Source organism: Kitasatospora cinereorecta (genome assembly GCF_024172095.1).
GTDB lineage: Bacteria > Actinomycetota > Actinomycetes > Streptomycetales > Streptomycetaceae > Kitasatospora > Kitasatospora cinereorecta.
The window spans coordinates 657,273-681,176 of record NZ_JAMZDX010000006.1; the positions used below are offsets into that span (position 1 = coordinate 657,273).

24 protein-coding genes are annotated in these 23,904 nt (G+C 72.7%); 11 read left to right on the top strand and 13 right to left on the bottom strand.

What is annotated here, in order from left to right; translation table 11 throughout:
* Positions 1 to 22: 22 nt before the first annotated feature.
* The 8 genes from serS to FHR36_RS32355 form a co-directional block, all read right to left on the bottom strand.
* On the bottom strand, positions 23 to 1,300 hold the full coding sequence (serS, locus tag FHR36_RS32320) for a serine--tRNA ligase (protein WP_253802994.1): 1,278 nt from the start codon (positions 1,298 to 1,300) through the stop codon (positions 23 to 25).
* A gap of 608 nt (positions 1,301 to 1,908) precedes the next feature.
* Positions 1,909 to 2,844, bottom strand: coding sequence for a prephenate dehydratase (gene pheA / locus FHR36_RS32325; protein ID WP_253802997.1), 936 nt, complete (start codon positions 2,842 to 2,844; stop codon positions 1,909 to 1,911).
* A gap of 125 nt (positions 2,845 to 2,969) precedes the next feature.
* Entirely contained in the window at positions 2,970 to 4,208 is a 1,239-nt protein-coding gene (gene efeB, locus FHR36_RS32330; protein WP_253803000.1) for an iron uptake transporter deferrochelatase/peroxidase subunit, read from the bottom strand.
* Positions 4,205 to 6,262 (bottom strand): copper resistance CopC/CopD family protein, encoded by a 2,058-nt coding sequence (locus FHR36_RS32335; RefSeq protein ID WP_253803002.1) that lies wholly within the window; start codon positions 6,260 to 6,262, stop codon positions 4,205 to 4,207. Before FHR36_RS32335 ends, efeB begins: the two co-directional genes overlap by 4 nt.
* Positions 6,263 to 6,296: 34 nt before the next feature.
* Positions 6,297 to 6,773 carry a copper chaperone PCu(A)C gene (locus tag FHR36_RS32340; RefSeq protein ID WP_253803004.1) on the bottom strand — a complete coding sequence of 159 codons (477 nt, stop codon included), beginning with the start codon at positions 6,771 to 6,773 and terminating at the stop codon, positions 6,297 to 6,299.
* Positions 6,770 to 7,435: an SCO family protein gene (locus tag FHR36_RS32345; RefSeq protein WP_253803008.1), complete on the bottom strand. Its 666-nt coding sequence runs from the start codon at positions 7,433 to 7,435 to the stop codon at positions 6,770 to 6,772. Before FHR36_RS32345 ends, FHR36_RS32340 begins: the two co-directional genes overlap by 4 nt.
* An 80-nt stretch (positions 7,436 to 7,515) precedes the next feature.
* Positions 7,516 to 8,232: a YcnI family copper-binding membrane protein gene (locus FHR36_RS32350; protein ID WP_253803011.1), complete on the bottom strand. Its 717-nt coding sequence runs from the start codon at positions 8,230 to 8,232 to the stop codon at positions 7,516 to 7,518.
* A 128-nt stretch (positions 8,233 to 8,360) separates the two neighbouring features.
* Positions 8,361 to 9,173 carry a hypothetical protein gene (locus tag FHR36_RS32355; RefSeq protein ID WP_253803013.1) on the bottom strand — a complete coding sequence of 271 codons (813 nt, stop codon included), beginning with the start codon at positions 9,171 to 9,173 and terminating at the stop codon, positions 8,361 to 8,363.
* Between the two features lie 231 nt (positions 9,174 to 9,404).
* On the opposite strand from FHR36_RS32355, the gene FHR36_RS32360 reads away from it, so the two are divergent.
* Entirely contained in the window at positions 9,405 to 10,064 is a 660-nt protein-coding gene (locus FHR36_RS32360; RefSeq protein ID WP_253803016.1) for an ATP-binding protein, read from the top strand.
* A 346-nt stretch (positions 10,065 to 10,410) separates the two neighbouring features.
* Here FHR36_RS32360 and FHR36_RS32365 read toward each other — a convergent pair whose 3' ends face one another.
* The gene (locus FHR36_RS32365) at positions 10,411 to 10,809 is read right to left on the bottom strand and encodes an LppU/SCO3897 family protein (protein WP_253803019.1); all 399 of its coding nucleotides are present in this window, start codon (positions 10,807 to 10,809) and stop codon (positions 10,411 to 10,413) included.
* Positions 10,810 to 10,992: 183 nt separating this feature from the next.
* On the opposite strand from FHR36_RS32365, the gene FHR36_RS32370 reads away from it, so the two are divergent.
* From FHR36_RS32370 to FHR36_RS32385, 4 genes are all read left to right on the top strand, one after another.
* The gene (locus FHR36_RS32370; protein ID WP_253803022.1) at positions 10,993 to 11,898 is read left to right on the top strand and encodes a LysR family transcriptional regulator; all 906 of its coding nucleotides are present in this window, start codon (positions 10,993 to 10,995) and stop codon (positions 11,896 to 11,898) included.
* Positions 11,899 to 11,989: 91 nt separating this feature from the next.
* Complete coding sequence (gene alc / locus FHR36_RS32375; protein ID WP_253803025.1) at positions 11,990 to 13,075, top strand: allantoicase; 1,086 nt, start codon at positions 11,990 to 11,992, stop codon at positions 13,073 to 13,075.
* Between the two features lie 63 nt (positions 13,076 to 13,138).
* Positions 13,139 to 13,384, top strand: a complete 246-nt coding sequence (locus tag FHR36_RS32380) for a hypothetical protein (protein WP_253803027.1) — start codon at positions 13,139 to 13,141, stop codon at positions 13,382 to 13,384.
* A gap of 214 nt (positions 13,385 to 13,598) precedes the next feature.
* Complete coding sequence (locus FHR36_RS32385) at positions 13,599 to 14,891, top strand: amidase (RefSeq protein WP_253803030.1); 1,293 nt, start codon at positions 13,599 to 13,601, stop codon at positions 14,889 to 14,891.
* 100 nt (positions 14,892 to 14,991) lie between these two features.
* Here the strand turns inward: FHR36_RS32385 and FHR36_RS32390 are convergent, their stop codons facing one another.
* Positions 14,992 to 15,207, bottom strand: a complete 216-nt coding sequence (locus tag FHR36_RS32390; protein WP_253803034.1) for a DUF5302 domain-containing protein — start codon at positions 15,205 to 15,207, stop codon at positions 14,992 to 14,994.
* Positions 15,208 to 15,540: 333 nt separating this feature from the next.
* Here FHR36_RS32390 and FHR36_RS32395 point away from each other — a divergent pair, with 333 nt between their 5' ends.
* On the top strand, positions 15,541 to 16,362 hold the full coding sequence (locus FHR36_RS32395) for a protein phosphatase 2C domain-containing protein (protein ID WP_253803037.1): 822 nt from the start codon (positions 15,541 to 15,543) through the stop codon (positions 16,360 to 16,362).
* 16 nt (positions 16,363 to 16,378) lie between these two features.
* On the opposite strand, the gene FHR36_RS32400 is transcribed toward FHR36_RS32395, so the two are convergent.
* Positions 16,379 to 16,927: a GNAT family N-acetyltransferase gene (locus FHR36_RS32400; RefSeq protein ID WP_253803038.1), complete on the bottom strand. Its 549-nt coding sequence runs from the start codon at positions 16,925 to 16,927 to the stop codon at positions 16,379 to 16,381.
* 365 nt (positions 16,928 to 17,292) lie between these two features.
* On the opposite strand from FHR36_RS32400, the gene FHR36_RS32405 reads away from it, so the two are divergent.
* From FHR36_RS32405 to FHR36_RS32420, 4 genes are all read left to right on the top strand, one after another.
* Positions 17,293 to 17,457 carry a hypothetical protein gene (locus tag FHR36_RS32405; RefSeq protein WP_253803041.1) on the top strand — a complete coding sequence of 55 codons (165 nt, stop codon included), beginning with the start codon at positions 17,293 to 17,295 and terminating at the stop codon, positions 17,455 to 17,457.
* 73 nt (positions 17,458 to 17,530) lie between these two features.
* Positions 17,531 to 18,277 carry an ATP-binding cassette domain-containing protein gene (locus FHR36_RS32410; RefSeq protein WP_253803043.1) on the top strand — a complete coding sequence of 249 codons (747 nt, stop codon included), beginning with the start codon at positions 17,531 to 17,533 and terminating at the stop codon, positions 18,275 to 18,277.
* A 215-nt stretch (positions 18,278 to 18,492) separates the two neighbouring features.
* Positions 18,493 to 19,530 (top strand): DUF7224 domain-containing protein, encoded by a 1,038-nt coding sequence (locus tag FHR36_RS32415; RefSeq protein ID WP_253803047.1) that lies wholly within the window; start codon positions 18,493 to 18,495, stop codon positions 19,528 to 19,530.
* A complete protein-coding gene (locus FHR36_RS32420; protein ID WP_253803050.1) occupies positions 19,523 to 20,191 on the top strand; it encodes a hypothetical protein in 669 nt (222 codons plus the stop codon). The genes FHR36_RS32415 and FHR36_RS32420 overlap by 8 nt, the downstream gene beginning before the upstream one ends.
* 65 nt (positions 20,192 to 20,256) lie before the next feature.
* On the opposite strand, the gene FHR36_RS32425 is transcribed toward FHR36_RS32420, so the two are convergent.
* Together FHR36_RS32425 and FHR36_RS32430 are read right to left on the bottom strand one after the other, a co-directional pair.
* Complete coding sequence (locus tag FHR36_RS32425) at positions 20,257 to 21,216, bottom strand: pirin family protein (protein ID WP_253803052.1); 960 nt, start codon at positions 21,214 to 21,216, stop codon at positions 20,257 to 20,259.
* Between the two features lie 121 nt (positions 21,217 to 21,337).
* The gene (locus tag FHR36_RS32430; RefSeq protein ID WP_380230672.1) at positions 21,338 to 21,832 is read right to left on the bottom strand and encodes an SseB family protein; all 495 of its coding nucleotides are present in this window, start codon (positions 21,830 to 21,832) and stop codon (positions 21,338 to 21,340) included.
* Between the two features lie 215 nt (positions 21,833 to 22,047).
* Between FHR36_RS32430 and FHR36_RS32435 the strand changes: the two genes are divergently transcribed.
* Positions 22,048 to 23,877 carry an acyl-CoA dehydrogenase gene (locus tag FHR36_RS32435; protein ID WP_253803055.1) on the top strand — a complete coding sequence of 610 codons (1,830 nt, stop codon included), beginning with the start codon at positions 22,048 to 22,050 and terminating at the stop codon, positions 23,875 to 23,877.
* Positions 23,878 to 23,904: the final 27 nt, after the last annotated feature.

The window sequence follows — 23,904 nt, forward strand, 5'->3', positions numbered from 1 at the left end:
TCCCGGACGGGTGCTCGCGTGCTTACTTGGCGACCGGCTCGATCACCGATCGTCCGCCGAGGAACGGGCGCAGCGCCTCCGGCACGACCACCGAGCCGTCGGCCTGCTGGTGGTTCTCCAGCAGTGCGACGATCACCCGCGGGACGGCGACCAGGGTGCCGTTCAGGGTGGCCAGCGGGCGGGCCTTGCCGTCCTCGCGCATCCGGATCGACAGCCGGCGCGACTGGTACTCGGTGGTGTTGGACGTCGAGGTGACCTCGCGGTACTTGCCCTGGGTCGGGATCCAGGCCTCGATGTCGAACTTGCGGGCGGCCGAGGCGCCGAGGTCGCCGGAGGCGACGTCGATCACCCGGTACGGCAGCTCCAGCGCGTTGAGGAAGTCCTTCTCCCACTGGAGCAGGCGGCGGTGCTCGGCCTCGGCGTCCTCGGGCGTGGTGAAGACGAACATCTCCACCTTCTCGAACTGGTGCACCCGGATGATGCCGCGGGTGTCCTTGCCGTACGTGCCGGCCTCGCGGCGGAAGCAGGACGAGTAGCCGGCGTACCGCAGCGGCAGCTTCTCGGCGTCGATGATCTCGTCCATGTGGTACGCCGCCAGCGGGACCTCGCTGGTGCCGACCAGGTACCGCTCGTCGTCCTCGAGGAAGTACACGTTCTCGGCGGCCTGGCCGAGGAAGCCGGTGCCGTCCATGGCGGCCGGGCGGACCAGCGCCGGGGTGATCATCGGGGTGAAGCCGGCCGCGGTGGCCTGCGCCATGGCCATGTTGACCAGGGCGAGCTCCAGCAGGGCGCCCGGGCCGGTCAGGTAGTAGGAGCGGGCGCCGGCGACCTTGGCGCCGCGCTCGGTGTCGATCGCGCCGAGGATCTGGCCCAGCTCGACGTGGTCGCGGGGCTCGAAGCCCTCGGCGGCGAAGTCGCGCGGGGTGCCGATCTCCTCGAGGGTGACGAAGTCCTCCTCGCCGCCCACCGGCGCGGCCGGGTCGATCAGGTTGGCCAGCGAGCGCAGCAGGCGGTCGGCCTCGTCCCGGGCCTCGTTCTGCTCGGCGTCGGCGGCCTTGACCGCGGCGGCCAGCTCCTTGGTGCGCTCGAGCAGCGCGGACTTCTCCTCGCCCTTGGCCTGGGCGACCTGCTTGCCGAGCACCTTCTGCTCGTTGCGCAGTTCGTCGAAGCGACTGCCCGAGGACCGGCGGCGCTCGTCGGCAGACAGGAGGGCGTCGACCAGGTCGACGTCCTCACCACGGGCGCGCTGCGAGGCGCGCACTCGATCCGGGTCCTCACGGAGCAGGCGAAGGTCAATCACGGGGCCAGCCTACCGGGGGAGGGGTGGCGGAATCTGCCATCCTGTGCACCGTCCGATCACGGGGTGCGGACCGGGACGGTGGGAAGCCCGCCGGGCGCCTGGGGATAACCGCCCGAATCCTGTGGATAACTCTGGTGGACAACCCGCTCCCGGCCCTGTTTTCCACAGGATGGGCGCCGCACCTGTGGATCGTCGATTGCCTGCGGACGGTTCTGCGATCGACCGATGAATTGAGGTTTCAAACCTCGATAGGCCTTCCCGAGTGAGGGAATTCGCTCGCTCGGACGGGTGATTTGATGGCTCAAGGGTGACTCTGGTGCGATAGATCCGATCTGCGCCCCTAGTCGATGATCTGACCGGACTCGCCAGTAGCTATACCGGTTTGTCGACTCGTCCCCAAGCCTGTGGATAACTCGCGGATCGGGCCGCCTGTGGATGGCGGCCGCTGCTTGTGGATGACGGCCCCGAACGCCCCACCGGGGCCCCGGCCTGCCCGAACGCCGCCGTGCGGCGTCCCGGTGAACGGTCTTCGACCGGCCAGGTGACGTTCCGGCGTGTTGGAAATGAACGGCCCGGAATCAGGTCCGGGCCATTCCGAAAGGAATCGGTCAGATCTCGCCGCGGCCGTCGAGACAGCGCGACAGCCAGTCCGCCGCCCCCGCGAAGTCGTCGTCCGAGGTGCCCGGCCGCACCGGCGAGGAAGCGCCCTTGTCGGCCCTCGGGTACGAACCGAGGAAGCGCACCTGCGGGCAGATCCGCTTGAGTCCCATCAGCGCCTCGCTCACCCGGCGCTCGCTGAGGTGCCCCTCGCAGTCGATCAGGAAGCAGTAGCTGCCCATGCCCTCGCCGGTCGGCCGGGACTCGATCCGCATCAGGTTGATGCCGCGCACCGCGAACTCCTGCAGCAGCTCCAGCAGCGCGCCCGGGTGGTCGTCCGGCAGCCAGACCACCATCGACGTCTTGTCCGAACCGGTCGCCGAGGACACCCGCCCGGGGCGGCCGACCAGGATGAACCGGGTGGTCGGGTCGGCCGCGTCGTGGATCTCGTCGACCAGCACGTCCAGCCCGTACAGCGGCGCGGCGAACGACCCCGCCACCGCCGCGTCGTAGCGGCCCTCCTGCACCAGCCGGGCGCCCTCCGCGTTGGACGACGCCGACTCCCACTGCGCGTCCGGCAGGTTGGTGGCCAGCCAGCGGCGGACCTGGGCCTGCGCCACCGGGTGGCTGGCGACCGTCTTGACGTCGCCGAGCGCGGTGCCCGGACGCACCAGCAGCGCGAACGAGATCGGCAGCAGCACCTCGCGGTAGATCATCAGCGGCGTGCCGTTGACCAGCTCGTCGCTGGTGGCGGTGACCGCGCCCTCGACCGAGTTCTCCACCGCGACGAACGCCCCGGCCGCCTCCCCGTTGCGCACCGCGTCCAGCGCCGCCGGCACCGAGGAGAGCGGCACCAGCTCCCGCGTCCCCGCCTCCGGCAGGGTGCGCAGCGCCATCTCGGTGAAGGTGCCCGCGGGCCCGAGATAGGTGTAGCGGGTCGCCGACATGACCGCCTCCGTGGCTGCGTGGTAACGAAACCGCCACTCTAGTCTCGCGCGCCCGGCCGGGTTCCCCCGTTCCACCCAGTGGTCCGGTCTCCCGCAGCCCCGGCCTTCAGTCCTCCAGCCGGCTCTCAGCCCTCCAGCAGTGGCTGACCCACGTACCCGCCCTCGGGCGCCCCCGGCGGGACGGCGTACAGGCCGCTCGCCTCGTGCCGCAGGAACCGCGCCAGCCCGTCGCCGCGGGCCAGCCGGCGCTGCACCGGTACGAAGCCCCGTGCCGGGTCCGCCTGGAAGGCGACGAACAGCAGTCCCGCGTCCGGCGAACCGTCCGCGAGCAGCCCGTCCTGGTACGAGAAGCCGCGCCGGAGCATCGCCGCGCCGCCGTTGGACGCGGGGGCGGCGACCCGGATGTGCGCGTCCGGTGCCACCGCCAGGGTGCCGTCCGGGTGGGTGACCGCCAGGTCGACCGGCGTGCGCTCGGTGGCGTCCGCCCCGCCCGACAGCGGCGCGCCGTCCGCCTTGCGGCGGCCGATCACCCGCTCCTGCCGGTCGGTGGGCAGGCCCTCCCAGTCGTCCAGCAGCATCCGGATCCGGCGCACCACCGCGTAGCTGCCGCCGGCCAGCCACGCCGGACCGTCGGCGAACACCTTCGCCGCGAAGTCCGCCTCGGTGGGCTTCGGGTTGTTGGTGCCGTCCACCTGACCCATCAGGTTCCGCCCCGTCATCGGGTGCGGCGTCGCCCCCGGCGTACGGGCGAACCCCGACATCTGCCACCGCGGCACCGCCAGCCCCGCCGCCTGCTTCTGCAGCACCCGCAGCGCGTGGAACGCCACCAGCGCGTCGTCCGCGCCGATCTGCACCCACAGGTCGCCGTCGCTGCGCGCCGGGTCGAGCGCGTCGCCCGGGAACGCGGGCAGCGGCACCAGCGCCTCCGGACGGCGGTCGGCCAGGCCCGCCTTGTCGAACAGCGAGTGGCCGAAGCCGAAGGTGACCGTGAGCGAGCACGGGCCGGCGTCCAGCGCGATCTGGTTCTCCTGCCCGTCCGCCGCCCCGCCCGCCATCAGCCGGGCGGCGGTGGCGGACCAGGTGCGGAGCAGCGTCCGCAGCCCGTCCCGGCCGACGGCGGGCGCCAGGTCGAAGGCCGCCAGGTGGGCGCGGGCCTGCGGCGGCTGGAGGATCCCCGCCTGGTGCGGACCGTGGAACGGGACCGCGGCAGTGCCGAGATCCGGGGTGCCGTCGGGCTGCCGGACGGCGAGGGCCCGCTCGCCCGCCACCGCACCGACCGCGCCGATCGCCAGCCCGGCGCCGGCTCCGCCGAGCAGGGCCCGCCGCGACACGCTGCGCGCGGCCCGCCCCTGCCTCTGCCTCATTTGTCCAGCTTCAGCTGCTGGACGGCCGTGACCTGGTCGATGTCCGACGAGCGGACCGTCACCGAGACCACCCAGTTGCCGGCCAGGGGCAGCTGGGCGACCCCGGACCAGCGGCCCGTGCCCTCCGCCTTGAGGGCGACCGGGAGGGGGCCGAGGTCGCGGTCGGGGAGGGTGAAGGCGAGCTGCAGCTCCGGGACGTCGATGGGCCGGCCGGAGGCGTCGTCCAGCGTGAGCCCGACCGCGTTCGGGCCGACCCCGGCGGGGTTGACGGTGACCGTCGCGGTGCCCTTGGCGTTGGCGGTGGAGCCCCCGGTGTTGTACGGGATCTTCAGTTCGACGGTGCGTCCCGGGACCGTGGACACGCCGGGCGCGGGGGTCTGGGCCTGGGCGGCGGGGGCGGCGGCGACGGCTTCGGCGACGCGTCCGGGCGGGGAGTTGGTCAGCATCGTGGTGACCACCAGCACGGCCACCGCCACCGCGGACTCGACCAGCACCGAGCGCCGCAGTCCGGCCCGTGCGGGGGTGCCGTCCTGCGCCAGGCGGGCGCCGGCGGCCTCCCGGACGGCGCGCTGCCGGGCGAGCTGGGCCTCCCGCACCGCGTCGCCGCCCCCGGACGCCGCCGAGGCGGACGCCCCGGCCGGCGCGCCGACCGCGACCGCCTTCGACTCGTCGTCCGCGACCGCCTCCGCAGCCCCGGCCTCGGCCGCCACGGCGCCGGTCGCGTCGGCGACCCATACCCGGGCGATCCAGGACCGGGAGATCCAGGCCACCCCGACCATCGCCGCGACGCAGCCGACCTTGATCAGCAGCAGCCGCCCGTACTCGGTGTCGACCAGGGCGCTCCAGCTGCCCAGCCCGCGCCAGGACTGGTAGACGCCGGTGACGGTGAGCGCGGTGACGGCGGCGAGGGCCAGCTTGGAGAAGCGTTCCACCCCGGCGACCGGGAGGCCGTGGCGCAGGCCGACCAGCAGGGTGGCGAGCCCGCCGAGCCACAGGGCCATGGCGAGCAGGTGGACGGAGGCCAGCGGCAGGGCGAGCCAGACCTGGATGCCGACCGCGGAGTGGTCGGCGCCGACCCAGGTGGCGGTGAGGGCGACGGCCAACGCGAGGCCGACCACGCCGAGGCCGAGCCGGGCGTCCCAGCCGGGGCGCTGCGCGGCGCGCTGTTCGAGCTGCCGCAGCTCGGCCTCCTCCGCGTCCTCGTCCCCCGTGGCCGAGCCGCCACCGCCGGCGCTCGCGGCCGGCTGTACGGCGGCGCTCTGGCCGAGCTGGCCGACCAGCAGGGACAGGAAGACGCCGGAGGCGGCGAGCAGCAGCAGGCGGGCGGCGAGCGCGGTGCCGATCCGTTCGTCCAGGGTGCCGCGGACCAGCGAGAGGTCGAGCGCCTGGGCGATGCCGGTGCCGCGCTCGTACGGGCCGCGCAGCAGCAGCACGGCGACGGTGGAGGTGAGCAGGGCGATCCAGCCGGTCATCAGCAGGCGCTGCACGGCGTGGACGGCGATGCCGCGCGGCCAGACGATCAGGACGAACGCGGCGGCGCCGGCCAGCAGGGCGAACGCGCCGTAGGCGACGGCCCGGCCGGTGCCGTAGACGAAGGAGACGACGCCGTCGGCCTTGGCGGTCTGGACGGCCGAGGCGGAGACGGAGGTGTCGGAGGGGGCGCCGATCGAGAAGGTGAAGGCGCCGCCGATGGGATGGGAGTCCTCGGAGACGACCCGCCAGGCGACGGTGTAGGTGCCGTTGGCGAGGCCGGACCGGAGCGTGACCCGGGCGGTGTCGGCCTTGCCGTCGACGTGGGTGGAGTTGCCGTTGTCGACCGGCTTGCCGGCGGGGTCGAGGACCCGGACGGAGTCGCCGGGCAGCGAGACGTCCTCGCTGAAGGTGAGGGTGACGGCGTCGGGCGCGTTCGGCACGACCGAGTTCTGCGCCGGGTCGGTGCGGACCAGCGTGGCGTGGGCGGAGGCGGTGGACGCCCCGCCGAGCACCAGCGCCAGGGCGGCGCCCAGGACGGCGAGCAGCGCGCCCAGTCTGCGGGCCGTACGCGTGGCGGTCACCTGTGGCTCCCTCGGCTCGGTCGGCATCGCGGCTTCAGCTCCCGGGTCGGTAGGTCAGCGGCTTGACCGGCACCTTGATCGCGATGGTGCCGCTCTTGGCGAAGGTCAGGTCCAGTTCGAGCTCGTCGCCCACCGCGGGCTGCTTCTGCCACCCCATGATCATCAGGTGGTTCCCGCCGCGGGCCAGTTCGAGTGTGCCGTGTGCGGGCACCGAAAGGCTCTGCACCTCCTCCATGGAGGTCTCGGAGGACCGGTGCAGGGTGACCGAGCCGGCGGCCGGGCTGGTGACCTTGACCAGGCGGTCCTCGCCGGCGCCGTCGTTGCGGACGGTCAGGTAGCCGGCGCCCATGCCGCCGGGGGTGGCGGGCAGCGGGATGTAGGACCCGTCGACGGTCAGCCGGGCCGCGGCGTCGGCGGTGCCGCCGGTGCCCGAGAAGCCGCAGCCGACGAGTATGGCGCCGGCGGTGAGCGCGGTGGCGACGCCGGCGCCGACCAGGGCGGCGCGCCTCATGCCGCCACCCCCTTGGCGAGCAGCGCCAGGTCGTGGCTGAAGGTGTCGACGGTGGTGCCGCTCATGTAGAGCAGGTGGGCCTTGTCGTCGGACGGGAGGAAGACCAGCACCTGGGCGCCGTGGGTGGAGGTCACCGAGCCGTCGGCGTGGACGACCGGGTCCTCGACCAGGATGCCGAGCGGCTTGGCGGCGGCCTTGACCTTGTCCAGGTCGCCGGTGAGGCCGACGAAGTCCTTGCCCATCGAGTCGAGCCAGGTGCGCAGCACGGTGGGGTTGTCGCGGGCCGGGTCGGTGGAGACGAAGACCACGTCGATCTTCTGCCGGTCCTCGGCGGAGAGCTTGGACATCGCGACGCCGATGTCGCCCATGGTGGTGGGGCAGACGTCGGGGCAGCTGGTGTAGCCGAAGAACAGCACGGTGGCCTTGCCGGTGGTGCGCTGCCGCAGGTCGTACGGCTGCCCGGAGGTGTCGTTCAGCACCAGGTCGGGCTTGTCGAACTGCTTCTTCAGCACCGAGCCCTGGTACGGGGAGTTGCTGCTCTCCTTGCTGACCTTGGCGGGGGAGCCGTCGGTCGACCCGCCCGAGGAGCAGGCGGTCAGGGTGAGGGCGGCGGTGAGGGCGAGGGCGGCGGCGCCGAGCAGTCGCGGGGTGGTGCGAGGCATGCGGGGGGTCCGTTCGTACGGGGCGGGCTGGTGCCGGCGGGGGCCGCGTCGGGTCGGGACGCGGCCCCCGCCGGGCGGGGTCAGGCGTTCTTGCGGCGCAGGCCCAGGACGCCGAGGGCGGCGCCGATCACGCCGACCACGATGCCGACCACGCCGAGGGTGCGGGCGGTGTCGTCGCTCGCCTTGGCGGCGGCCTGCTGGGTCTGGTCGGACTTGGCGGCGGAGTCGCCGGAGTGGTGGTCGCCGGCGGCCTCGGCCTTGGCGAGGGTCAGCACCGGCGCGGGCTTGGCCGGCTCCGGCTGGCCGTCCTTGGCCTCCTCGATCCAGCGGACCACGTCGCCGTTGTCGTAGGTCTGCAGGGCCTTGAAGACGACCTTGTCGGTGTCGCTCGGCAGGGCGCCGAGCGACACGCGGAACTCCTGGAACTGGCCGGGGGCGATCTTGGTGCCGGGGTCGGCGGTCCAGGTGATCTTGGAGACGGCCTCGTTGATGTCCTGGCCGTGCGACTTCAGCGGCTTGTCGAGCTTGGACTTCTCCAGGGTGGCCGTCCAGCCCGGCAGCGGCTGGGTGCGGACCGAGGCCATCGGGTGGTCCATCGGCAGGCTGACCTCCAGCTTCACCGTGCTCGCGGCGTCGCTCTCGTTCGGCACCCGGAAGGCGACGGCGGTGTAGGCGCCCTGCTGGGCGTTGCCGGGCTGGACGGTGACGTGCGCGAAGGCGGGCACGGCCATCGCCAGCACGGTGGAGGCGGCGACGACACCGGCGGCGGCGAGACGGACGGCAGGAAGGGAACGCATCAGGGTTCTCCCGGAGGACGGCGGGGCCACCACGGGCCCACGGCACAGGCGTACGGAGGACGAGCCGTCCCGCCACACGCGGGTACGGCTGCGCGGGCGCGCCCCGTCACCCCGTCACCGGGGTCGGATCAGCGCGCGAACGCCGCCGCCGGCGGACCCCGCCGGACCACGCTGTGCCGCAGGGCGGCCGCCACCGGCAGCCGCCAACTCCCCGCCCGGGCGCGGCCGCGCCCCGGCTCCCGGTCACCGGCGAGCGGCCCGAGCAGCAGCGCGGCGGCCAGCGCCAGCGCGGTACGCAGCGGGGCCGCCCACTCCTGGGCCGCGGTCGCCGCCACCCGGACCAGCCGCCACAGCGCCGCCTCGCCGCGCCGCAGCCACCAGCCCGCCACCACGGCGGCGGCCAGGTGGCCGAGCAGCATCCCGGGGGTCAGCCCGAACAGCCCGGCGGCGTGCGGCGCGGCGGCCGCGGCGAACGCCTGCGGGTCGAGGCCGGCCGCGGTGACGACCTGTTCGGGGGTGGTGTCCAGCGGGACGACGGTCAGCCCGTCGCCCACCCGGTCGTCGCACAGCAGCCGCCCGGCGGCCTCGGCCATGCCGGGGTGCTGCATTCCGGCCATCGCGGCGCCGGCGCCGCTCGACAGGCCGTGGAACAGCAGGTGCAGACCGAGCTGACCCGCCCCGAGCGCCCCGGCGATCCCCACCAGCGAGCGCTCCCGCCCGCCGAGCAGCGCCGCGATCCCCAGCACCGCGGCGAAGCCGAGCAGCAGCGCGTACGGTGCGACATCGCCGCCGCCGACCAGGCCGTGCCCGGCCGTGGCGACCAGCGTGCACACCAGCGCGAACGGCACCGCCCGCAGCAGCCGCAGGTCCCAGGCCGCCGCCGTCGCCCGCCCGGCGGGAACGGAGGCGCCCCGGTGGGTGGCGGCGTGGTGGTCAGTCATGGCCGGGCCATCATCTCACCGCCTACCGGGGCGCCCGGGGCAGGGTGCGGGATCCGTGGAAGTTGGCTTGATCCCTTCCGGCGTGCGCGCCGGTCCGTGCGCCGCGCGGCACAGGACCTGCACACCGGTCCATCCGCCGAACGGGCGGCGTTCGCCGCTGCGGACGATTCACCGCCGCATCGCTCGGAGATACCTAGTTGTATGTGGAGCCGCAGCCAGGAGGGATCTCCCGTGGACATCTGGTGGACTCTGCACCTCAAGCGCGACCCGGCCAGCGTGCCGCTCGCCCGCCGCATCCTGCTCGGCGCCATGGAGACGGCCGGCGTCGACCGGCAGATCGCCTTCGACCTCGGCGTCGCTCTCACCGAGGCGTGCGCCAACGCGGTCGAGCACGCCGCCTGCGGCCGACCCGACGAGGGCTTCCAGGTGACCGCCGCGCTCGCCGGCGACCGGTTGCGGATCGAGGTGGTCGACTCCGGGCCGGGCCTGCCGCCGGTCGCGGCCCCCGCCCCGCCCAGCGTGCCGCCGCTGCGTCGCCCGGCCCCCTCCCCGCCGTCCCCGCCCGCCCGACCCGGGCGCCGCGTGGTCGCCACCCGCCGCGGCCGCGCCAGCCTGCCGGCCAGGGTGCTCACCGCGCACCGCCCGCGCGTCACCGACCGGCCCGCCCCGTACGACACCCACGTCCTGCCGGTCGGCCGCCCGCTCGCCACCCGCACCCCGGACCTGGACGCGGTGCCGGACCTCGCCGCCGAGTCGGGCCGCGGCCTGTTCCTGATCCACGCCCTCACCGACCACGTCCAACTGCGCAACCACCCGCTGCGCGGAGCGATCGTCAGCTTCGACAAGGTCCTCAAGTGGCAGGACGACGCCCTGCTGCGCGCGGCGTCCTAGGTCCTCTCTTTCGGATCATGCCGGGCGCGCGCCGCCGGAGCACGCTCCCTCCTTGCCCGCCATCGGGCAGGAGGGGCCCACCGCCGGCTTGTCGTCGGTCGCCGATGGCCCCCAGCCTCCGGCCGGGAGGTGCCCCCACCGCATGGACTCCGCCCCCAGCCTCCGGCCGGGAGGTACCCCCACCTCCGCACCGCCGAGCCACGCTCCCTCCTTGCCCGCCATCGGGCAGGAGGGGCCCATCAACGACGCGCGCTGATCCGACATGATCCGAAAGAGAGGACCGCACCCCCCGGACGGCACGAGGCCGCCGCCACCCGGCTGCGGGCGGCGGCGGCCTCGTGGGACGTCAGTGGTTCTTGCCGAGGCAGAGCGTGAAGCTGGTGCTGGACTTCTCCACGTAGGAGGCGACCAGGCCCTCGACCGACTCGCACTCCTGGTCGTTGCTGCTCTGGACGACCTTGAGGACCTTGAAGTCCGCGTTGGCGGCGCCGCAGTCGACGATGCTCACCTTCGGCTTGGCCTCGGTGCCGGCGTTGGTCACGCAGTTGCCGGCCTGGGCCATGTCCGGCGCGTCCTTGTGGAACCACGACCACACCATCAGGGCGATCACGCCGGCGACCACGATGCCGACGTACTTGCCGACGAGGCGGGCGACGTTCCGCTTCTTCTTCGCGGGCTCGGCCTCGACCGGGATCTCCGGGTAGGGGGAGGTCGCCTGGTCCTCGGCGGCCGGAGGAGTGCTCATGTGGTGGTTCCTTGCTCGGTACTCGGGTGCTGCGGGCCGCCGAAGACTAGAAGAGCCCATTACCGCAACAGAAGACAAAATGTACGACTGTTGTCGAATCTTGTCCGAAAATCGTTCCCGATCCGGGCAGATCGGACGCTGACCACCCGCCGGATTCCCGTCGGTGCCCCATAGGCTGGCCCGGTGACGGAATGGGATCTGCGCAGGCTGCGGGTGCTCCAGGCGCTCGACGAGTGCGGCACGGTGACCGCCGCGGCGCAGCGGCTCTGCCTCACGCCCTCCGCCGTCTCCCAGCAACTCGCCGCCCTGGCGAAACAGTTGGGCGCGCCGATGGTCGAGCCGCACGGCCGCCGGGTACGGCTGACCAGCGCCGCCCGACTGGTCCTCGGCCACGCCGAGCGGGTCTTCGGCCAGCTGGAGCAGGCCGACGCCGAACTCGCCGGCTACCTGCACGGCGCCGCCGGCGAGGTCCGGATCGGCGCCTTCGCCACCGCGATATCCGGCATCGTCGTCCCTGCGGTGCGACAACTCATGCTCGAAGCACCACAGTTGCGGATCACCGTCACCGAGGCCGAGGCCGCCGAGGCGTACCGGCTGCTGGCCGCCGGCGAGGTCGACCTCGCCGTCTCGCTCGCCGTCCAACTCCCCGCCGAACCCGACCCCCGGCTGGTCCGCACCCCGCTGCTGACCGACCCCCTCGACGTCGCCCTGCCCGCCGGCCACCCGCTCGCCACCGCCACCGGACTGCGCCTCGCCGACCTCGCCGACCAGCCCTGGATCTACGGCGCCACCGGCCCCTGGCGGGACATCACCCTGGCCGCCTGCGCCGACGCCGGCTTCGTCCCGCGCCGGGCCCACACCGCCGCCGACTGGGACGCGATCCTCGCCATGGTCGGGGCCGGACTCGGCGTCGCCCTGGTCCCCCGCCTCGCCTCCGCCGCCCGCCGCGGCGGCGCGGTCGTCCGCCCGCTCCCCGCCGACCTGCCCACCCGTCAGGTGGTCGCCGCCGTCCGGGCCGGCACCGGGACCGCCCCGCCGCTGCGCCGGGTGCTGGCCGCTCTCCGCGCGGCAACCGTTCAGCCGGGCTGAACAAACCGCTCAGAATCATTCGATGGACCTGGAAGGTCCCCTCGCGGCACCGTGGAGACATCCCACCGAGCCCGCCGAGGAGGCCCCTCCCGTGCCGAACCCTGCCCGCACCGCCCCCGCCGAACCCGCCGTCGACGACCTCGCGGCCGCCCCCTACCCCGGCGGCGATCCGTATGCCGACTACCGGCCCGCCGACTTCGCCTTCACCGCCCTGCCCGACCTCGCCGACCGCCGCCTCGGCGGCGCCGTCCTCGCCGCCGGCGACGAGTTCTTCGCCGACCGCGAGAACCTGCTGAAGCCCGACCCCGCCGAGTTCCGTCCGCACACCTTCACCGCCAAGGGCCAGCTGATGGACGGCTGGGAGACCCGCCGCCGGCGCGGCCGCACCACCGGCGCCCCGCACCCCGGCCCCGACGACCACGACTGGGCACTGATCCGCCTCGGCGTCCCCGGCACCGTCCGCGGCGTGCTGGTCGACACCGCCCACTTCCGCGGCAACCACCCGCTCGCCGTCTCCGTCGAGGCCACCGAACTCCCCGGCACCCCCGGCCCCGAGGACCTCGATGCCGCCGACTGGCACCCGCTGGTGCCCCGCTCCCCCGTCCGCGGCCACGCCGCCAACGGCTACCCGGTCACCGACCCCCGCCGCGTCACCCACCTGCGGATCCGCCAGTACCCCGACGGCGGCATCGCCCGCCTGCGGGTCCACGGCGAACCCCGCCCCGACCGCGCCTGGCTCACCGCCCTCGGCACCTTCGACCTTGCCGCTCTCGCCCACGGCGGCACCGTTGAGGACGCCTCCGACCGCTTCTTCTCCTCCCCGGTCAACCTGATCATGCCCGGCACCTCCCGCGTCATGGGCGAGGGCTGGGAGACCCGCCGGCGCCGCGACCGGGGAGCCGACTGGGTCCGGCTCCGGCTCGCCGGCCGCGGCCTGATCCGCGCCGTCGAGATCGACACCGCCAACTACCTCGGCAACGCCGCCGGCTGGGCCGGCCTGCAGGGCCGCGACGGCGAGGACGGCGCCTGGTTCGACCTCCTCCCGCTCACCCGCCTGCAGCCCGACACCCTCCACCGGCTGCCGCTCGACCGGCCCCGCCCGGCCACCCACGTCCGGCTGGACGTCCTGCCCGACGGCGGCATCGCCCGCCTGCGCCTGCACGGCTCACTGCTCTGACCCCGCCCCGCGCGGGCCCGCCCGAATTGCCGGGCCCGCCGGGCGGGCGGAGCATGAGGGGTCATGAAGCATCGGATGCGTGCCGAGTACGGCGAAAGCGGATCATCCGGCGGCGTGCTGGTCTGGCACATCGTGCGGGACGACGGCGTGGTCGCCATGTGCGGCCGGGAACTCGACGAGAGCGGCGCCCTCCAGGACGCCGGCCAGTGGACGGTCGACCCGTCCCTCAACTGCCACACCTGCGGAGCCCTCTACCTCCGCGAAACCCCCTACTTCCCGGGCGAACACCCCGAGGACGCCTGGTCCTGACCCACGGCGAAGCTCCGCCCCGATCCGGGGGACAGGCCCTGAGGCCTGTCTGACAATTCCCGCCGGGCGGCCGACGCCGGAGTGTGCACCTCGCCGGCTTGTCGTCGGTCGCCGATGCTCCGCATGGACTCCCTCCTCCGCACCGCCGAGCCACGCACTCCAACGCCGCCCGCTGATCCGACGGGAACTGTCAGACAGGCCCTAGCCTTTCCCCATGGAGCCGCTGATCCAGCCCGTGTCGCTCGTCGAGGAGGCCGCCGCGCTGCGGGCCGGCCGCCCCGGGCCTGAGGAGCACGTCGACCGGGTGTTCACCAGGATCGACCGGACGGACCCCGTCGTCCGGGCGTTCGTCCCCGAACCCGGACGCCACGCGCGGCTCACCGCGGAGGCCCTCGCCCTCGCCGACCGTACGGCGCACGACGCGCAGGGGCCCCCGCTCTACGGTGTCGCGGTCGGGATCAAGGACATCATCCACGTCGACGGCCTGCCCACCCACGCCGGCTCCGCCCTGCCGCCCGGCGTCCTCGGCGGACCCGAGGGGGGAGCGGTCCGGCGCCTGCGCGCGGCGGGCGCCCTGATCGCCGGCAAGACCGTGACCGCGGAATTCGCCGTCCGCGCCCCCGGACCGACCCGCAACCCGCACGATCTCGGCCACACCCCCGGCGGCTCCAGCAGCGGCTCCGCGGCCGCCGTCGCCGCCGGCATGGTCCCGCTCGCCCTCGGTACCCAGACCCTCGGCTCCGTCATCCGCCCCGCCGCCTACTGCGGCGTGGTCGGCTTCCGCCCCACCCACGGGCGGATCCCCACCGACGGCGTGATCGCCAACGCCCCCACCCTGGACGCCGTCGGCCTCTTCACCTCGGACCTCGCCGGCGCCCGGCTCGCCGCCGCCGTCCTGTGCGACAGCTGGACGCCTGCGCCGGAACCCGCGCGCGAGCCGGTGCTCGGCGTCCCCACCGGCGCGTACCTCGACCGAGCCCACCCCGCCGCCCGCGACGCGTACACCCGGCACCTGGACGGGCTAGGCCTGCCGGTCCGCCACGTCGACGCGATGCCGGACTTCGAGGACGTGATGCGGCACCTGTTCACCATCAACCGCTACGAGCTCGCCCAGGTCCACGCCGAACTGTTCGCCCGGTTCGCCGCGCTCTACCGGCCCGAGACCGCCGCCGCGATCCGTCGCGGCCAGGAGGTCGACCGCGCCGACTACCTCGCGGCGCTCGCCGCCCGCAGCGGCTTCCAGCGCCGCCTCGCCGACCTCGCCGCCGACCACGGCATCGACCTGTGGGCCGTCCCCGCCGCGACCGGGCCCGCCCCCCGCGGCCTCGACAGCACCGGCGACGCGGTGATGTCCGCCCCCTGGAGCTACGCGGGGCTCCCCGCGATCACCCTCCCCGCAGGAACGGCCGCCGGGCTCCCCCTCGGCCTCCAGCTCGTCGCCCCCGCGAACGCCGACGAACGCCTCCTCGCCCTCGCCGCCCTCGTCCAGGCCCGGGCCGACTTTTAGGGCCAACCACGAGGGGCGCGGGGAACTGCGCGACCAGCCATGCACTCACGTAGAGCGGTGGCCGGTCGCGCAGTTCCCCGCGCCCCTGGTGGTTACTGTCTCAGCCGCCGCTCTTGCGGCGGAAGGTGCGCTTGCCGCCGGCCGCCGCGTGGGTGCTGTGGATCTTGGAGTTGCCGCCCGCGGTGGCGCCGCCGGTGCCCGGGCCGCCCCCCTTGCGCTGCAGGGCGGCGAGGAACTTCGCCTTCACGTCGTCCTCGGCGACCGCCTCGGCGGCGGGCTCGTGGGCCTCCGCGGGTTCGCCTGTCTCGCTGCTCATGGGGGGACCTCCTGGACGGGAGCGGATGTGCACTGCACACCCTGCCACGTCCACGCCGTCTGACGGCACTTCAATTCGTGGGGCGCCGGTCCCGGTACTCCAACCCGCCCATCATGTAGAGCAGTGCCAGCGTCGGGAAGCCCAGCGAGGCGATCACCAGGACGAAGAACTGCCAGACCATCGGGACCACTCCTCGGCTCGTCGGGCGCGCCACACAGGTCGCCTTTCGGACGGTATGTCCGTATGATCACCGCCGCCACTCGGCCCGTCCCATCGAGGGATCACGCTCCGACCCCTGTTCGGGCCCGGGCACCGCGCCGCAGACTGGTGGGCATGCAGGTAGAGCTGGCAGGGGAAGCACGCCGCCCGGACCGCACCAACGAGGATTTCGCCGCCGCCTCCCCCGAGGCCCTGGTCCTGCTGGACGGGTCCAGCGCGCCCGCGGGCATGGCGTCCGGCTGCACCCACGGGATCGCCTGGTACGTCCGACGGCTCGGCGTCCACCTGCTGGCCAGACTCACCGACCGCGCCGACCGGACGATCGCCGAGTGCCTGTCGGACGCCATCGTCGAGACGGCGGCCCTGCACGGCGGGCGCTGCGACCTGGCCCACCCGAACACGCCGGCCGCGACGGTGGTCGCCGCCCGTGTGCTCGGCGGGTCACTGGAGTACCTGGTGCTGGGGGACTCGCTGCTGGTGCTGCACCTCAAGCAGGGGGCGCCCAGGGTGATCGGCGACAACCAGCCCTTCCCCGGCGGCGAGGAACTGCGCCGGCAGGTGCGGGAGACCGTTCCCGGTTCGCCGGAGCGCGCCGAGCTGCACCTGCGGTACGCGCTGGCGGTCCGGGCCGCCCGCAACCGCGGACCGGGTCCGTGGATCGCCGCCGCCTCGCCGAAGGCGGCCGCGCACGCCGAGACGGGCTTCGTCCACCTCGCCGACCTGCACGGCGTGGCGGCGCTCAGCGACGGCGCCGCGCGCTACACGGACCGCTTCGACCTGGGCGGGTGGGACGACGCCGTGCGGCTGATGGCGCAGGACGGCCCGGCCGAGCTGATCGCCCGGGTGCGTGCCGCCGAGCGTTCCGACGCCGACTGCGCCCGCTGGCCGCGCGGCAAGGCGCACGACGACGCCTCCGCCCTCTACGCCCGGATCTGACCGCCGCCGCGACCGCTCACCGAGCCCACTCGTCGCGCAGGACCGACATCAGGACCTGGTCGTGCCACCCGCCGGAGCGGAACACCGCCTCCCGGCGGCGGCCCTCCTCCACGAACCCGGCCTTCGCGTACGCGGCCAGAGCACGGGAGTTGTAGCCGTTGACGGTCAGTTCGACGCGGTGCAGGCCGAGTTCGCAAAAGCCGTAGCGGACGATGGTGCGCAGGGTGTCGGTTCCCAGCCCGCGGTCCTGGAAACCGGGGCCGATGACGACGGCCAGGGTGGCGCAGCGGTCCTTGGGATTGGCGCCGTAGAGGGTGACGTGCCCGGCGAGTTCGCCGGTGTCCCGGGTCTCGACGCTCAGCCCGAGGTCGGTGTGGGTGTTGCGACTCCAGGCGCGGAACATCTCCGCGACGGCGCCGTCCGGCTGCGGGTGGACCGGCCCGGTGGTCTGCTGAACGGCCAGCGCGGGCTCCCGCCACCACGCGACCAGCGCGGGGAGGTCGCTCTCGCGCAGCTCCCGCAGCCGGACCAGCTCGCCGGCCAGTGGATCGTCGTCGACCGCCATGGTCCCGCCTCCCGGATGCTCCCCGCGCGGCGCCCGATCACGCCGCGCGGCCCCGATCATGCCAGCCGCAACGGCCGCACGCTGTCGGCAGTTCACGCCTCCAGGACTGGTCACTGATGGTTCATGTACGCCCTACCCGGGGGAGGTGCTCCCGTCCGCTTCAACCGGTTTGTGAACCGCAGGCATCTGACGCTCCGTCATGATGCTTGCGCTGGAGAGCAAATGCTGACTGAAGGCGTACGGGCGGTAGTGGCAGGATGGCGCGCAGGTGTGGACTTGAATGTCCATGCCGTTCTGCTGATCGGGCCCCAGCGTTGCCGCGCCGGGGCCCGTTCCCGCCACCGACCCGGACAAAGGAGAGAGAGATGGCGGAGCACGCCGCCTACCGCAACGAGGCATCGTGCAGTTGGTCCCCCGACCAGCAGTCGGCGTTCCGCGAGTTCTCCTACGGCGAATCGGACGCCGACTGGGGCCAGGTCGACTGCACGTTCAAGGTCAACGAGTCGTGGATCGGTGTCTCGCTCGGCTGAGGCCCATCGACGGGTTGTGAACCATCGGGCGCCCTCGTCACGAGGGCGCCCGTCCGACTGCAAGGAGGAGCGCGTGCATGCGATCGCGGCCCTGTCGGGGCTGGTACAGGGCTATGGCAGCCACCAGGTCATAGCCGGCCTGGACTGGGACGTCCCCATCGGAGTACACGGCCTGCTGGGGCCGAACGGCGCGGGGAAGACGACCCTGTTGCGGACCCTCGCCACGGCTGTGCCGGCGCAGGGCGGAACTCTCACGATCTGCGGCCGTGAGGTGCGTTCCGAACGCTCTGCACGGAGCGCCCGCCGCAGTATCGGTTACCTCCCGCAGGACTTCGGCTACTACCCGGCCTACTCGGTGTACGACTTCGTTCGGTACTGCGCCTGGCTGCGGGACGTGCCGGCCCGCGCGGCGCATCTCGAAGCCGTGCGATCGATCGAATCGGTCGGCCTCGGCGACCACATGCACACCAGGATGAAGGCGCTCTCCGGAGGGATGCTCCGTCGCGCCGGTGTCGCCTCCGCCATCGTCGGCTCTCCCAGCCTGCTCCTGCTGGACGAGCCGACCGTCGGGCTCGATCCGGCACAGAGGCTCCAGTTCCGCGAGCTGATCAGGTCATTGAAGGACACCGCCGTAGTGCTGAGCACTCACCTCGTGGAGGACGTTGCAGCGGTCTGCGACGAGGTCGTCGTCATGCGCGACGGAGAGTTCGTGTTCCGGGGAACGCCGCACGACCTCGCCGCCCAGAGCTTGCAGACCCAGGCGGCCGGCGACAGCCCGTTGGAGCGCGGATACATGGCGGCACTGGGGGTGTCGGTGTGATTCGCACCCTGTGGGTGGAGCTGCGACGCTCACCGCTGCGATGGTGGCTGCCTTGTCTGGTCGCTCTCGACCTGGCGGTCCTGTTCGGCCGATCGCGGTGGTGGATCGGAGTATGGCCCGAGGCCAGCGTCGCAGCGCAGATCCCTTCTTTCTACGTCGGACCGCTCCTGGCCACAGCAGCGGCCTGGTCCGCAGCCCGTACGCATCGGCATGGCATGACCGACCAGGTCGCGGTCGGATCGAAGCCGCGATGGCAGGTCGAGGTGCCACTGCTTGCCGCGACGACCCTGTACGGCTTGGTGGCGTACGCGGCCGGCACCCTCGTGGCCGCAGCGGTCACGGTCCGGCAGGCAGGGCCGGGCTTCCTGTGGCCGGGGTACCTGCTCCTCGGAGCAGGCGTCGTGGTGCTGTGCGCGTCGGTCGGCCATCTTGTCGGGCGATGGTTCCCGTCCGGGATCGCGGTACCCGTCATCGCCGGGCTCTCGTGCTTCGTCGCCCTGGCCGCAGTCGGAGGGCCCGGCGCGCTCGGATTCTTCGTGTTGTCGGGCGCCCCGTACATCACCGTCGTACCTGGCGCACTCGTCGCGCGTCTGGTTCTGGCGGCAGCAGTCGCCGCCTTGGCCGTCTTCGTCCCTCGTCCGACCGGACCGGTCTTCCGCGGAGCCAGCCGCATTCTCGCGCTCTGTTCGGTTGCGGTGGTCCTCCTCGCTGTCGTCGGTGTCCGAGCGGCCGGCCCCGTTCGTGAGCTGCGCGCGGCGCCGTCCAGCCAGCTGTGTACCGGGACGACTCCCAAGATCTGCGTCTGGCCGGAGCAGCGCAAGTACCTGCCACAGTTCGAAGCCATGGCCAACAGGGCGGCGGCGCTACCCGCAGAGCTCATCAAGTCCCCCGCCTCTTTCCATGAGCAGGGCCTTCGTGGAGGTGGGGAACGTGACGGGGACTTCTCCATCAGCGAGGGTTCCATGTGGGAAGCCGCGGTCGGCATTGGGATGGTGATCGGGAACGCGTCGGAGCCCCGCGCGTGCGAGGGCGCCAATCCGGCGGCCTCGGAACAGCGCTTCCAAGCGATGTTCGAGATCGACTCATGGATCACGGCTCGCATCGCCGGAGGTGGACAGCCCGCGGACCGGCACGGCGGCCCGCCCGGTGTGGATCAGGCCGAAATCGCCAGGCTTGTCACCACCCCGGAAGCGCATCAGATCGAGTGGGTGAAGCAGCGCATGCAGGCCATCGGAGACATCCACTGTGCGTGAGTCGGATGCGTGGAGGACAATCGCACGCTTTGCCCGGGCGCATGACGTTCGCGGTGTCCTGGTCGCGTTCGCGCTCATCGCGGTGTGCGACGCCATCTTCGGGTCCACGGTGCTTCAACTCCCCTACACCGGCGGCGAAGCGGGAGTTCCGTTCAGAAGGGAACTCCCGCTCGCGTTCGCCTCGGTGGCTGCCGCCTCACTGTCCAGCCCGATGCGCCGCTTCGAAGAGACCGCCGCAGCGGCCTTCCGCGCCGCCCAGCATGCTTGGCTGGGCGGCGTCGTGACCTCTGCGGCGGTCGTCCTCACCGTCGAAGAACTGATCATCAGCCCGCCCGCTACGGCGGTCATCCTCCTGCGGGCGCTTCTGGTGTGGACCGGCATCGCGCTGCTGTCCGGACGGGTCTTCGGTTGGCGGCTCTCCTTCATCCTGCCCATGGCCAGCGTGTTTCCGCTCACCTACTGGCAGTACGACGGACAGGGTCGCAACAGGTGGTGGGACTGGACGCACCAGCCACCGATGTCCCTGGGCTGTTGGGCCATCGCCGGTGCGGCGCTCGCTGCCGGGTCCCTGGCAGTTGCCGTGACACCGTGGCGGGCGGCCCGGGGGCGGGCCCACCTCGCTGCCGCGTTGGGGCGGACCCGGACCGTCTCACCGAGGTAGGCGCAACCCGCCGCCCGCGCGAGCAGCCCCGGCACGGGGTGTTCGCGCGGGCCGGCAGCAGGCCGTCAGCGGGCGTCGGCCGGGATGGTGCCGAGGCGGCCGGCCTGGAAGTCCTCCATGGCCTGCTGGAGCTCGCGGTGGCTGTTCATCACGAACGGCCCGTACCAGGCGACCGGCTCGCGGATCGGCAGGCCGCCGAGCAGGACCACCTCGAAGTTGGCGGTGCGGCCGTCCTGCCGTTCGTCGGCGCGGATGGTGATCGAGTCGCCGTCGCCGAAGACCACGGCCTGGCCCATGTGGAACGGGCGGCGCTCGGCGCCCGCCGAGCCGCTGCCGGCCAGGCCGTACGCCAGGGCGTTGAAGTCGGACCGCCAGGGGAGGGTGACCTGGGCGCCGGGGTTCACCGACACGTGGATCATGGTGATCGGGGTGTGGGTGACGCCGGGGCCCTGGTGGCCGCCGACCTCGCCGGCGATCAGCCGCAGCAGGCCGCCGCCGTCCTCGGAGGCGAGCAGCTTGACGCTGCCGCCGCGGATGTCCTGGTACTTCGGGGTGATCATCTTGTCCGAGGCGGGCAGGTTGACCCAGAGCTGGAGCCCGTGGAAGAGGCCGCCGGAGGACACCAGCGACTCCGGCGGGGTCTCGATGTGCAGCAGGCCGGAGCCGGCCGTCATCCACTGGGTGTCGCCGTCGGTGATCACGCCGCCGCCGCCGTGCGAGTCCTGGTGCACGAAGGTGCCGTCGATGATGTAGGTCACCGTCTCGAAGCCGCGGTGCGGGTGCCAGGGGGTGCCCTTGGGCTCGCCGGCCGCGTAGTCCACCTCGCCCATCTGGTCCATCATGATGAACGGGTCGAGGTACTTGGTGTTGATCTTGGCGAAGGCGCGGCGCACCGGGAAGCCCTCGCCCTCGAATCCCTCCGGGGCGGTGGCCACGGTGAGCACCGGACGCGGCACCGCGACGGTGGCGTCCGGGGTGGCGACGCGCGGCAGGGTCAGCGGGTTCTCGACAGTCACGGCTGGCATGTCGGCCTCCTTCAGGGTTCGTGGCCTACAGGAACCACAGTAGTTCAAGTCTCAACCACTTGCAAGGTTGAACATTGAACTATGTGGGCGTATTCCGGCCCGGCCCGTGAGGGGGAGTGGATCAGCCGTACATCCGGCGCATGGTGAAGTCGACCATCTCCTGGACCGCCTTGGCGTCGAACACCATCCGGTGCTCGCCCTCCATGTCCAGGGCGAAGCCGTACCCGGTCGGCAGCAGGTCCAGGATCTCGGCGCCGCTGACGCTGAAGTGCTTGGACTCCTTGCCGGCGTAGCGCTTCAGCTCCTTGAGCGAGCTGAACATCGGGATCACCGGGGTCGGGGTGTTGTGCAGGGCCAGGAAGCCGGGGCGGTCGCCGCGCGGGCAGTACACCTTGGAGGTGATGAAGATGGCCTGGAAGTCCTCGACCGCCATCGAGCCGGTCGTGAAGGCCCGGACCGCATCCGCGAGGGATGGCGGCGACGGTTCGGGGTACAGGGACTGCTGGGCGCCCTGCGGGTCGCCGTACGGGCCCGCGCCGGGCATGCCTGCCATCCCCTGCTGCATCTGCTGCTGGTAGGGGTCGCCCTGGTAGGCGCTCTGCTCGTAGCCGTACACAGGGACAAGGCTATCGGGCGAACGGTTCGTTGTGGGGCGGTGATCCGCACAATGCGGCCCCGGGCGGCATTGTGGGACGTGACCACGTTCATAGCCCCATCGGCTCCAGGGGCTTGAACAAGTTACCAACCGGTAGCATCATGGTCCCTACTGGTGGGTAAGTGGGACGCTCAATGTGGCGGCCCCGCGGAAGCAGACGAACCGGAGATACGGTCATGGGTCACTACAAGTCCAACCTGCGGGACGTGGAGTTCAACCTCTTCGAGGTGTTCGGCCGCGACCAGGTGTACGGCACCGGTCCGTTCGCCGACATGGACGTCGACACCGCGAAGAACATCCTGAGCGAGATCTCGCGCCTGGCCGAGAACGAGCTCGCCGCGTCCTTCGTCGACGCCGACCGCAACCCGCCGGTCTTCGACCCGGAGACCAACACCGCTCCGGTGCCGGCCACCTTCAAGAGCAGCTACCAGGCGTTCATGGACGCCGAGTGGTGGCGCCTGGGCATCCCGGAGGGCATCGGCGGCCAGGTCACCCCGTCCTCCCTCGTCTGGGCGTACGCCGAGCAGATCCTCGGCTCCAACCCGGCGATCTGGATGTACTCCTCCGGCCCGGCCTTCGCCGGCGTCGTCTTCGAGGAGGGCACCGAGGAGCAGCAGAAGGTCGCCCAGCGCATGGTCGACGGCCTGTGGGGCGCCACCATGGTGCTGACCGAGCCGGACGCCGGTTCGGACGTGGGCGCCGGCCGCACCAAGGCGATCAAGCAGGAGGACGGCTCCTGGCACATCGAGGGTGTGAAGCGCTTCATCACCTCCGGTGAGCACGACATGTCCGACAACATCATCCACCTGGTGCTGGCCCGCCCCGAGGGCGGCGCCCCCGGCACCAAGGGCCTCGGCCTCTACATCGTGCCGAAGTACGACTTCGACTGGGAGACCGGCGAGCTCGGCGAGCGCAACGGCGCCTACGCCACCAACGTCGAGCACAAGATGGGCCTCAAGGCCTCCAACACCTGCGAGATGACCTTCGGCGCCAAGCACCCGGCCAAGGGCTGGCTGCTCGGCGAGAAGGTCGACGGCATCCGCCAGATGTTCAAGATCATCGAGTTCGCCCGCATGATGGTCGGCACGAAGGCGATCGCCACCCTCTCCACCGGCTACCTGAACGCGCTGGAGTACGCCAAGGAGCGCGTGCAGGGCGCCGACATCTCGCAGTTCCTGGACAAGACCGCCCCGCGCGTCACCATCACCCACCACCCGGACGTCCGCCGCTCGCTGCTCACCCAGAAGGCGTACGCCGAGGGCATGCGCGCCCTGGTCCTGTTCACCGCCTCCACCCAGGACGACGTGCTCGCCGCCCGCCTGCGCGGCGAGACCGACGAGGCCGCCGAGCGCCTGAACGACCTGCTGCTGCCGATCGTCAAGGGCTACGGCTCGGAGAAGTCCTACGAGCAGCTCGCCCAGTCCCTGCAGATCTTCGGTGGCTCCGGCTACCTGCAGGAGTACCCGATCGAGCAGTACATCCGCGACGCCAAGATCGACACCCTCTACGAGGGCACCACGGCGATCCAGGGCATGGACTTCTTCTTCCGCAAGATCGTGAAGGACGGCGGCCAGGCCCTGACCGCGGTCTCCGAGCAGATCCAGAAGTTCATCGGCACCGCCGAGGGCGGCGACGCCCTGGCCGACGAGCGCGCCGCGCTCGCCAAGGCCGCCGGCGACCTGGAGGCCATCGTCGGCACGCTGCTCGCCGACCTCTCCTCGGTCGAGCAGGACGTCAAGAACATGTACAAGGTGGGTCAGAACACCACCCGCCTGCTGATGGTCTCCGGCGACGTGGTGGTCGGCTGGCTGCTGCTGCGCCAGGCCGCCGTCGCGCTGGCCAAGCTGGAGGCCGGCGCCTCCGAGAAGGACGTCCCGTTCTACCAGGGCAAGGTCGCCGCGGCCCGCTTCTTCGCCCGCAACGTCCTGCCCACCGTCACCTCGCAGCGCAAGATCGCCGAGCGCATCGACAACGAGCTGATGGACCTGTCGGAGGACGTCTTCTAGGACCCCCTCCCGGCCGGTCACCACGAC

Coding starts and splice junctions, on each gene's coding strand:
- pheA (WP_253802997.1), bottom strand. CDS start 2,844: ATGTCGGCGACCCGCTACACCTATCTCGGGCCCGCGGGCACCTTCACC.
- efeB (WP_253803000.1), bottom strand. CDS start 4,208: ATGAGGCAGAGGCAGGGGCGGGCCGCGCGCAGCGTGTCGCGGCGGGCC.
- FHR36_RS32340 (WP_253803004.1), bottom strand. CDS start 6,773: ATGAGGCGCGCCGCCCTGGTCGGCGCCGGCGTCGCCACCGCGCTCACC.
- FHR36_RS32345 (WP_253803008.1), bottom strand. CDS start 7,435: ATGCCTCGCACCACCCCGCGACTGCTCGGCGCCGCCGCCCTCGCCCTC.
- FHR36_RS32350 (WP_253803011.1), bottom strand. CDS start 8,232: ATGCGTTCCCTTCCTGCCGTCCGTCTCGCCGCCGCCGGTGTCGTCGCC.
- FHR36_RS32355 (WP_253803013.1), bottom strand. CDS start 9,173: ATGACTGACCACCACGCCGCCACCCACCGGGGCGCCTCCGTTCCCGCC.
- FHR36_RS32365 (WP_253803019.1), bottom strand. CDS start 10,809: ATGAGCACTCCTCCGGCCGCCGAGGACCAGGCGACCTCCCCCTACCCG.
- FHR36_RS32380 (WP_253803027.1), top strand. CDS start 13,139: ATGAAGCATCGGATGCGTGCCGAGTACGGCGAAAGCGGATCATCCGGC.
- FHR36_RS32385 (WP_253803030.1), top strand. CDS start 13,599: ATGGAGCCGCTGATCCAGCCCGTGTCGCTCGTCGAGGAGGCCGCCGCG.
- FHR36_RS32390 (WP_253803034.1), bottom strand. CDS start 15,207: ATGAGCAGCGAGACAGGCGAACCCGCGGAGGCCCACGAGCCCGCCGCC.
- FHR36_RS32395 (WP_253803037.1), top strand. CDS start 15,541: ATGCAGGTAGAGCTGGCAGGGGAAGCACGCCGCCCGGACCGCACCAAC.
- FHR36_RS32400 (WP_253803038.1), bottom strand. CDS start 16,927: ATGGCGGTCGACGACGATCCACTGGCCGGCGAGCTGGTCCGGCTGCGG.
- FHR36_RS32405 (WP_253803041.1), top strand. CDS start 17,293: ATGGCGGAGCACGCCGCCTACCGCAACGAGGCATCGTGCAGTTGGTCC.
- FHR36_RS32415 (WP_253803047.1), top strand. CDS start 18,493: ATGACCGACCAGGTCGCGGTCGGATCGAAGCCGCGATGGCAGGTCGAG.
- FHR36_RS32425 (WP_253803052.1), bottom strand. CDS start 21,216: ATGCCAGCCGTGACTGTCGAGAACCCGCTGACCCTGCCGCGCGTCGCC.
- FHR36_RS32435 (WP_253803055.1), top strand. CDS start 22,048: ATGGGTCACTACAAGTCCAACCTGCGGGACGTGGAGTTCAACCTCTTC.